The organism is Photorhabdus sp. RM323S, from assembly GCF_042879375.1.
GTDB lineage: Bacteria > Pseudomonadota > Gammaproteobacteria > Enterobacterales > Enterobacteriaceae > Photorhabdus > Photorhabdus tasmaniensis.
Map to the genome: position 1 here is coordinate 42,383 of NZ_JBHFKZ010000034.1, position 9,035 is coordinate 51,417.

The following is a 9,035-nucleotide window of genomic DNA, read 5'->3' on the forward strand; positions in this document are numbered from 1 at the left end:
GATGATATAATTTTTTAACATTTTTCAAAAATTTTTTAATGGATTTATTATACAGTTAGGCTGAATGATAAATCTCAACCTGATGAATTTAACACTGGAACCAGCACGATTATGAGTAAACCAATTCAGATGGAACGCGGAGTTAAGTACCGTGACGCAGACAAAATGGCGCTGATCCCTATCAAAACAGTGATTACCGAACGTACAGAAATCTTGCGTAAACCTGAGTGGATGAAAATCAAACTTCCTGCGGATTCCAGCCGCATTCAGGGTATCAAATCGGCCATGCGCAAAAATGGTCTGCATTCTGTCTGTGAAGAAGCTTCCTGCCCTAACCTGGCTGAATGTTTCAATCACGGTACAGCCACCTTTATGATCCTTGGCGCAATCTGTACCCGCCGTTGCCCTTTCTGTGATGTAGCCCACGGCCGCCCTACAGCACCTGATACCAACGAACCGGTAAAACTGGCACAAACCATCAAAGATATGGCACTGCGCTATGTCGTCATCACCTCCGTTGACCGTGATGACTTGCGCGATGGCGGTGCTCAACACTTTGCTGACTGCATCTCTGCTATTCGTGAAAAAAATCCATCCATTAAAATTGAAACCTTGGTTCCTGATTTCCGTGGGCGTATGGATCGTGCACTTGAAATATTGACAGCAACACCTCCCGACGTTTTTAACCATAACCTGGAAAACGTACCGCGGGTTTATCGTCAGGTACGCCCTGGCGCAAACTATGAGTGGTCACTGAAATTGCTCGAAAAGTTCAAAGAAGCCCATCCCGATATTCCGACTAAATCTGGCCTGATGGTGGGTCTTGGTGAGACCAACGAAGAAATTCTCGATGTTATGCGTGATTTGCGCCGCCATGGTGTCACCATGCTAACACTGGGCCAATATCTACAACCCAGCCGCCATCATTTACCGGTACAGCGCTACGTTAGCCCACAGGAATTTGATGAAATGAAAGAAGAAGCTATGGCTATGGGATTTAGCCATGCTGCCTGCGGACCATTCGTCCGTTCTTCTTACCATGCTGATTTGCAAGCCAGAGGCGAAGAAGTCAAATAATCATAAGATTTACTATGATTAATATTATTTTGGCTGTATTTATTGGTGGTGGCTTAGGCAGTGTATTACGCTGGTTTATCAGCCTCCGCCTTAATAGTATTTCTACTAACATCGCGGTTGGCACCCTTACCGTTAACTGTATTGGTGCATTGATCATCGGGCTGGGGTTAGCCTATTTTAATAAATCCCCCCATCTTGATCCGACCTGGAAACTCATGCTAACCACCGGTTTTTGCGGCGGCTTAACAACCTTTTCCACGTTTTCTGTTGAAGTCGTTTATTTGTTGCTGGATGGAAAACTGGGATGGGCATTGGGAACAGTTCTGCTTAATCTTTTCGGCTCACTACTGATGACAATTTTAGCTTTCGCACTAATGAACGAGCTTTAAAATTACACACACATCACAAAAATAAAAAAAACCCGTTATATCAACGGGTTTTTCAAAATACGGAGTTAAAATCAGATAGCGACAACGTTTACAGCAGATGGACCTTTAGCGCCGTCAGTGATTTCAAACTCTACCTTTTGACCTTCTGCCAGAGTTTTAAATCCGTTACTCTGAATAGCAGAGAAATGCACAAATACGTCTTTGCTACCATCTTCTGGAGTGATAAACCCGAATCCTTTAGATTCATTAAACCACTTAACGTTACCTTTAATTTTTGACATCAAACTTACCTTTAACGTGAAAATAAGACACAAAACCTGTGTCGTATACAGTACAGCAAATAAATTGGTTGATTGTCTACAACCAAGATCACGAAAAGCATAATAAAATACAATAGATCTTATCTTTTATTTAGTTTTACTGCCAAATAATGTACATATGTAAATATTCTATGACCTTCCCTGGTCTTTTATCAGACAATTTATTAAACAAGCAAACTGTTATACTTTTTCATGTTCCAATAACCAGCTTTTAATATTCAAACCACCGGTATATCCCACCAACTTACCATCATGCCCAATAACACGGTGGCAAGGCACAATTAATGAGATCGGATTACGGGAATTAGCCATTCCTACAGCACGACAATAATTGACTGAACCTAATGCTAATGATAGCTGCTTATAACTCCACACTTCGCCAAACGGGATATTACATAACAGCGACCAGACACGCTGCTGGAATTCAGTTCCTACCGGATTGAGTGGAACAGAAAACTCAGTACGTTTACCCGTAAAATACCCCCGCAACTCCTTCACGCACTGTTTAGTGATATCATTTTTTACTTCAGGCGCTGTTTTTTCATCAACAAAATACAGACTAGTTACTCCCTTATCATCCGCAGTGATATGAACATACGGTTTTGGAAATCCTTTAGGTGTATCAAGATACTGATGATACATAGCCACCTCCTCCATTGAAAAAATATCAATTATTATAGGGATTAGAGTAAATCGTCTTTTCAATAAATTGCAATGATGAATTCAGTTTCTCCCTTACCACCGACTAGAAAACTTAAATTCTCCCAATAGGGAAAAAGTCTCCCAGCCAATAGAGAATAAACAACACCGTAATTTTGATGATAGTCACTCAATGTAAAATTAACACCATATATAGTATGGTTGAATTAAAATCCCACTACATATAGTATAAGTCCAGTTATAGCTTTTTGGAAAACTTTTACCAGTGAACCAAATTTTATCATTACATACCCACAAACTGAAAAAGGAGTCATTAATGAGCATTACTATTTATAGCAAACCTGACTGCGTACAATGCGATGCGACCTACCAGGCTCTAAACCAAAAGAATATTCCTTATCAGATTATTGATTTAACCGAAAATCAACAGGCTTTAGCGATTGTCCGCACTATGGGTTACCAGCAAGTTCCCGTCGTCGTCGCAGACACACAGCATTGGTCAGGGTTCCGCCCTGATAAAATCAACGCGTTATCTGAGAATTTGTAGGTTTACTATGAATATGAATCCGCTGGTCTACTTCTCCAGTTCATCCGGAAATAGCGACAGATTTGTCCAGAAACTCAAGATGCCAGCTCTCCGTATTCCGATAAACCAATCAGGTAATCTGCTCAATGTAACTTCACCTTACATTTTACTGATACCAAGTTATGGTGGTGGCAGTGCTAAAGGCGCGGTTCCACAACAAGTTATCCAGTTTCTAAATGTTGCCGAAAACCGAGCACTGATTCGGGGAGTCATAGCCGCCGGAAATACAAACTTTGGCGAAGCTTACGGTATCGCCGGACGGATAATTTCAGAAAAATGTCAGATACCACTCCTATACCGTTTTGAACTATTGGGTACTGAAGAAGATGTATATCAAGTACACCAGGGTATCCAAAGATTCTGGCAACATTACTCACCAGAGAATATGTAATCATGACTTTCCAAATTAACGAGCGGCAGGATTATCATGCTCTCAATGCTATGCTCAATCTGCACGATAATGAAGGAAACATTCAGTTTGATAAAGACAAACTGGCCATTCATCACTATTTCCACCAACATGTAAATCAAAACACAGTCTTTTTTAACGATCTGAAAGAGAAACTCGATTTCCTTCAACAAAAGGGATATTACGAAACTGAAGTACTAAAACAGTACGATTTTGCTTTTGTTAAAAAGCTTTTTCAGCAAGCCTATAGTAAAAAATTTCGCTTTCAAACTTTTCTGGGCGCATTCAAATATTACACCAGCTATACACTAAAAACCTTCGATAATAAACACTACCTGGAACGCTATGAAGATCGGGTATGCATGGTAGCACTGACCTTAGCTCAAGGTGATCAGATACTGGCTGACCGTCTGGTCGATGAAATTATCAGTGGCCGTTTTCAACCCGCAACGCCAACTTTCCTTAATTGTGGTAAGAAGCAGCGTGGAGAACTGGTTTCCTGTTTCCTTCTGCGAATTGAGGACAATATGGAATCCATCGGGCGTTCAATCAATTCAGCATTACAACTTTCAAAACGTGGTGGCGGTGTCGCCTGCTTACTCAGTAATCTACGGGAAACCGGCGCACCAATAAAAATGATTGAAAATCAGTCATCAGGCATCGTTCCAGTGATGAAAATGCTGGAAGATGCATTCTCATATGCCAATCAACTTGGTGCACGCCAGGGTGCAGGTGCCGTTTACCTCAATGCTCATCACCCTGATATTCTTCGTTTTCTGGATACAAAACGGGAAAATGCCGATGAAAAGATCCGTATAAAAACTCTCTCTATTGGGGTCATCATTCCTGATATCACTTTTAAATTGGCTAAACACAATGAAGAAATGTATCTATTCTCACCTTATGATATTCAGCGGGTTTATGGCGTGCCAATGTCTGAAATTAGCATTACAGAAAAATATGCTGAAATGGTAAATAATAAAAAAATTCGCAAATCAAAAATCAATGCCCGTGAATTTTTCTTAACATTAGCTGAAATCCAATTCGAATCCGGTTATCCCTATATTATGTATGAAGACACTGTGAATCATGCTAACCCAATTAAAGGCCGGATCAATATGAGCAATTTATGTTCCGAAATTTTACAGGTTAACAGTGCCAGTGAATATAACGATGATTTAAATTACTGCCATATTGGGAAAGATATCAGTTGTAATCTGGGATCGATGAATATCGCTCATACAATGGACTCACCTGATTTTGCCCTTTCTATTGAAACAGCTGTTCGCGCCTTAACTGCCGTATCAGATATGAGCCATATCCGTTCAGTCCCTTCTATCGAAAAAGGAAATCAGGATTCTCATGCGATTGGTTTAGGTCAAATGAATCTTCATGGCTATTTGGCAAGGGAAAGCATTCATTATGGTTCTGAAGAGGGAATTGATTTCACAAACATCTATTTCTATATCGTCACTTATCATGCTTTGCGGGTTTCAAATCAGATTGCAATTGAGCGAAATCGCTACTTTAAAAGTTTTAAAGATTCCCGTTATGCCAGTGGTGAATTCTTCAATAAATATACGGAAAGATCATGGCAACCTCAGACAAAAAAAGTCCGTCAACTATTTGAACAAGCAGGAATAATTATTCCCAGTCAACAAGACTGGCTTGAATTAAAAGCTTCAGTTATGGCCCATGGTATTTACAATCAGAATCTTCAGGCTATTCCTCCCACAGGTTCTATTTCATATATCAACAATTCAACCTCAAGTATTCACCCTATTGTATCCCGTATTGAGATCCGTAAAGATGGCAAAACAGGACGAGTATATTACCCAGCTCCGTTTATGACCAATAATAATCTTGAATATTACAAAGATGCTTATGAAATAGGGCCGGAAAAGATTATTGATACTTATGCCGCAGCGACTCAACATGTCGATCAAGGATTATCACTAACACTTTTCTTTAAAGATGGTGCCACTACTCGCGATATTAACAAAGCCCAAATATATGCCTGGCGTAAAGGGATCAAAACACTTTATTACATTCGTCTGAGACAAACTGCTTTGGAAGGTACAGAAGTACAAGGCTGTGTTTCATGCTCATTGTAAAATTAATGCTGGAAATTTATTATGATTAGTCATCCTATACGTGCAATTAACTGGAATCGAATTGAAGACGACAAAGATCTAGAAGTCTGGAACCGGCTGACAACTAACTTTTGGCTACCGGAAAAAATCCCGTTATCTAATGATATTCCCTCATGGAATACATTGACCGCAGAACAGAAAAAACTCACTATCCGGGTATTTACCGGGTTAACCCTATTGGACACCATCCAGAATACAGTCGGCGCTCCGGCATTAATGGAAGATGCGCTGACACCTCACGAAGAAGCGGTTATGTCCAATATTAGTTTTATGGAGGCCGTTCATGCACGTTCTTACAGTTCCATCTTTTCAACATTATGCCTGACTACGGATGTAGATGACGCCTATCGCTGGAGTGAAAGTAATTTTTCATTACAGAATAAAGCCAAAATTATCTTAAATTATTATTGTGATAATCATCCATTAAAGAAAAAGGTTACCAGTGTTTTTCTGGAATCATTTTTATTTTATTCAGGTTTCTATTTACCTATGTATTGGTCAAGTCGGGGCAAATTAACCAATACAGCCGATTTAATCCGCCTTATTATCCGAGATGAAGCTATTCACGGTTATTATATTGGATATAAATTCCAAAAATCATTGAATAAATATGCTAAACCAGAGAAAAAAGAAATTAAAGACTTTACCTTTTCATTATTATTAGATTTATACGAAAATGAAGTTAAATATACCGAAGAGCTTTATGGTATTGTTGGCTGGACTGAAGATGTTAAAAAATTCTTACATTACAATGCCAATAAAGCATTAATGAATCTTGGCTATGAAGCCTTATTTCCTTCAGAAACAACGAATGTCAGCCCGGCAATACTCTCCGCATTATCACCTGGTGCAAATGAAAACCATGATTTCTTTTCTGGTTCAGGTTCATCGTATGTTATTGGTAAAGCAGTTAATACAGAAGATGAAGATTGGAACTTTTGAAGAAAATGACTTTATTTTATCTAGAATATTTCGAACGCCTGATAACCGTAACACGATAATATTTAAAAACAATACCATTAAGCCTATTTTTTAAACGATAAAACACCATAAAATCCTTATATTTTTTATGGTGTTTTTTACAGATGAAACTATTCCTGTGAACATTTTTTACCAGAAACAGCCATTCTTATCATCTCAAACGACAAAAAGCATTAATTAATTTAATTGATTTTAAATTAAATTTCACTCTGATCAGACATAGTCAACATTATAAATTAATAACCAATTCCATCTAAAATATAATTGACGAATTATTGCTTTATTATCATAAAAATATACTAATAACAATAGCATAGAAGGAATTTATCCTTTCAACAATAGAATCACTTCATAAAAAATAATTTGCTCATAATAATGAAATCACTCCAAATATATTTAATTTAAGTAATTTAATATCACTAATTTTTACATTAATTAACATTAACATAGGGTTGTCAGACTCTCTCAGTATGTTAGGGTATATATCTTCAAAGAATCGTGCAGAGATGAATAATGCATAAAATTATTAAATAACCATTGAAAGGAAAGTAACTATTTCATGGCAATTAAACTCGAAGTTAAAAACCTCTATAAAATATTCGGTAAGCACCCAGAATATGCATTCAAATTGCTGAATTCTGGCTTGAATAAAGATCAGATATTTGAAAAGACAGGTCTGACTATTGGTATACAAAATGCCAATCTGGCCATTGAAGAAGGCGAAATATTTGTCATCATGGGATTATCAGGCTCCGGCAAATCCACCATGGTACGCCTTCTCAATCGCCTGATAAAACCGACTCGCGGTCAGGTATTAATTGATGGGGAAGATATTTCTGAGATTTCAGAAACAGCGTTAAGAGAAGTTCGCCGTAACAAAATCAGTATGGTTTTCCAATCATTCGCACTGATGCCACATTTAAACGTCATGGAAAATACAGCTTTTGGTATGGAACTTGCCGGGATCCCCAAACAAGAACGCCATAAAAAAGCACTAGATGCACTGAAACAGGTAAATCTGGAAAGTTATGCGCAATCCTACCCTGATGAACTTTCAGGCGGAATGCGTCAGCGTATCGGGCTTGCCAGAGCACTGGCTAATAACCCGGATATTTTGCTAATGGATGAAGCATTTTCTGCCCTTGACCCATTAATTCGCACAGAAATGCAAGACGAGTTACTCAGTCTACAAGGTAATCAGCCACGCACCATCGTCTTTATTTCTCATGATTTGGATGAGGCAATGCGTATCGGGGATCGAATTGCCATTATGCAAGGCGGTGTTGTTGTACAAGTCGGAACACCTGATGAAATCCTGAATAATCCGGCAAACGACTATGTGAAAACCTTTTTCCGGGGCGTAGATATCAGCCATGTATTCAGCGCCAAAGATGTCGCTCGCCGCCGCCCGGACTCGCTTCTTCATGTTGCGCCAGGCTTTGGCCCTCTTTCCGCATTGAAAGTCCTGGATGATGAGAACAGGAATTATGGCTATCTGATCGAACGTGGGCAAAAGTTCGCAGGTGTGGTTTCAATCAATTCATTGGAAAAAACATTACGGGAAAAAAAACCTATCGAACACGCCATATTAACCGAGCCAACCGCCGTTGCCGCAGATATGCCTCTCAATGAATTGATCTCTGTTGTAGCACAATCACCTTGTGCGGTTCCGGTTGTTGGGGATAACGACAAATACATCGGCGTTATTTCCAAAGGAATGCTGTTACAGGCTTTAGATAAGGAGACACCAAATGGGTAATCAAAACGAACATCAAACTCAGCCTGCACCAGATACGAGGGATCCCCATCCCTCCTCGGCTGATAACATCGATCCCTGGGGTAGCGAAGCCAGTGTTGACAACTCAACGGGTTCTGACTGGCTGGATGCGCCAGCAACAACAGTACAACCTGAACATTTCAATATCATGGATCCATTCCAGCACACACTTATTCCCTTGGATTCATGGGTAACCCATGCTATTGACTGGGTTGTACTGAATTTTCGCCCAGCATTTCAGGGAATGCGTGTCCCAATTGATTTTGTTCTCAGCAATTTTGAGCAATTTCTAACCTCAATGCCCGCCCCCGTTGCAATCCTGTTTTTTACTCTGATTGCCTGGCAGCTATCAGGCATTGGCATGGGTATTGCCTCACTTGTTTCACTGATCATTATTGGTGCAATTGGAGCATGGTCTGAAGCGATGGTCACTCTGGCATTGGCTCTGACATCTCTGCTGTTCTGTATCATCATTGGTTTACCACTTGGCATCTGGCTAGCACGCAGTGGGAGAGCCGCAAAAATCATCCGACCTCTGCTTGATGCCATGCAAACCACGCCAGCATTTGTCTATCTGGTTCCCATTGTCATGTTATTTGGTATCGGTAACGTACCTGGGGTTATCGTCACCATTATTTTTGCCTTGCCCCCAATTGTCCGTCTGACAATTTTGGGTATCAAGC

General features: G+C 39.7%; 10 protein-coding genes. 8 read left to right on the forward strand and 2 right to left on the reverse strand.

Going from position 1 to position 9,035, the window contains the following annotated elements:
• Positions 1-111: 111 nt before the first annotated feature.
• Positions 112-1,077, forward strand: coding sequence for a lipoyl synthase (gene lipA / locus ACGF7G_RS14495; protein WP_387466376.1), 966 nt, complete (start codon positions 112-114; stop codon positions 1,075-1,077).
• A gap of 14 nt (positions 1,078-1,091) precedes the next feature.
• Positions 1,092-1,466, forward strand: a complete 375-nt coding sequence (crcB, locus tag ACGF7G_RS14500) for a fluoride efflux transporter CrcB (protein ID WP_387466377.1) — start codon at positions 1,092-1,094, stop codon at positions 1,464-1,466.
• 71 nt (positions 1,467-1,537) lie between these two features.
• Here crcB and cspE read toward each other — a convergent pair whose 3' ends face one another.
• Positions 1,538-1,747 (reverse strand): transcription antiterminator/RNA stability regulator CspE, encoded by a 210-nt coding sequence (gene cspE / locus ACGF7G_RS14505; protein WP_021323071.1) that lies wholly within the window; start codon positions 1,745-1,747, stop codon positions 1,538-1,540.
• A gap of 219 nt (positions 1,748-1,966) precedes the next feature.
• A complete protein-coding gene (locus ACGF7G_RS14510; protein ID WP_133816168.1) occupies positions 1,967-2,428 on the reverse strand; it encodes a methylated-DNA--[protein]-cysteine S-methyltransferase in 462 nt (153 codons plus the stop codon).
• 334 nt (positions 2,429-2,762) lie between these two features.
• Between ACGF7G_RS14510 and nrdH the strand changes: the two genes are divergently transcribed.
• The 6 genes from nrdH to ACGF7G_RS14540 all read left to right on the forward strand — a co-directional run.
• A complete protein-coding gene (nrdH, locus tag ACGF7G_RS14515; protein WP_387466378.1) occupies positions 2,763-2,993 on the forward strand; it encodes a glutaredoxin-like protein NrdH in 231 nt (76 codons plus the stop codon).
• Positions 2,994-3,006: 13 nt separating this feature from the next.
• Entirely contained in the window at positions 3,007-3,423 is a 417-nt protein-coding gene (gene nrdI, locus ACGF7G_RS14520) for a class Ib ribonucleoside-diphosphate reductase assembly flavoprotein NrdI (RefSeq protein ID WP_166295972.1), read from the forward strand.
• 2 nt (positions 3,424-3,425) lie between these two features.
• Positions 3,426-5,555, forward strand: a complete 2,130-nt coding sequence (nrdE, locus tag ACGF7G_RS14525) for a class 1b ribonucleoside-diphosphate reductase subunit alpha (RefSeq protein ID WP_387466379.1) — start codon at positions 3,426-3,428, stop codon at positions 5,553-5,555.
• Between the two features lie 21 nt (positions 5,556-5,576).
• On the forward strand, positions 5,577-6,536 hold the full coding sequence (gene nrdF / locus ACGF7G_RS14530; RefSeq protein ID WP_166295966.1) for a class 1b ribonucleoside-diphosphate reductase subunit beta: 960 nt from the start codon (positions 5,577-5,579) through the stop codon (positions 6,534-6,536).
• Between the two features lie 598 nt (positions 6,537-7,134).
• On the forward strand, positions 7,135-8,334 hold the full coding sequence (gene proV, locus ACGF7G_RS14535; protein WP_387466381.1) for a glycine betaine/L-proline ABC transporter ATP-binding protein ProV: 1,200 nt from the start codon (positions 7,135-7,137) through the stop codon (positions 8,332-8,334).
• Positions 8,327-9,035: ABC transporter permease subunit (locus tag ACGF7G_RS14540; RefSeq protein ID WP_387466383.1), on the forward strand; the 709-nt coding region annotated here is incomplete at its 3' end. The genes proV and ACGF7G_RS14540, both read left to right, overlap by 8 nt.

Excerpts from the sequence above, each read along its gene's own strand:
- nrdI (WP_166295972.1), top strand. The coding sequence starts at position 3,007 with ATGAATCCGCTGGTCTACTTCTCCAGTTCATCCGGAAATAGCGACAGA.
- crcB (WP_387466377.1), top strand. The coding sequence starts at position 1,092 with ATGATTAATATTATTTTGGCTGTATTTATTGGTGGTGGCTTAGGCAGT.
- proV (WP_387466381.1), top strand. The coding sequence starts at position 7,135 with ATGGCAATTAAACTCGAAGTTAAAAACCTCTATAAAATATTCGGTAAG.
- lipA (WP_387466376.1), top strand. The coding sequence starts at position 112 with ATGAGTAAACCAATTCAGATGGAACGCGGAGTTAAGTACCGTGACGCA.
- ACGF7G_RS14510 (WP_133816168.1), bottom strand. The coding sequence starts at position 2,428 with ATGTATCATCAGTATCTTGATACACCTAAAGGATTTCCAAAACCGTAT.
- cspE (WP_021323071.1), bottom strand. The coding sequence starts at position 1,747 with ATGTCAAAAATTAAAGGTAACGTTAAGTGGTTTAATGAATCTAAAGGA.
- nrdH (WP_387466378.1), top strand. The coding sequence starts at position 2,763 with ATGAGCATTACTATTTATAGCAAACCTGACTGCGTACAATGCGATGCG.
- nrdF (WP_166295966.1), top strand. The coding sequence starts at position 5,577 with ATGATTAGTCATCCTATACGTGCAATTAACTGGAATCGAATTGAAGAC.
- nrdE (WP_387466379.1), top strand. The coding sequence starts at position 3,426 with ATGACTTTCCAAATTAACGAGCGGCAGGATTATCATGCTCTCAATGCT.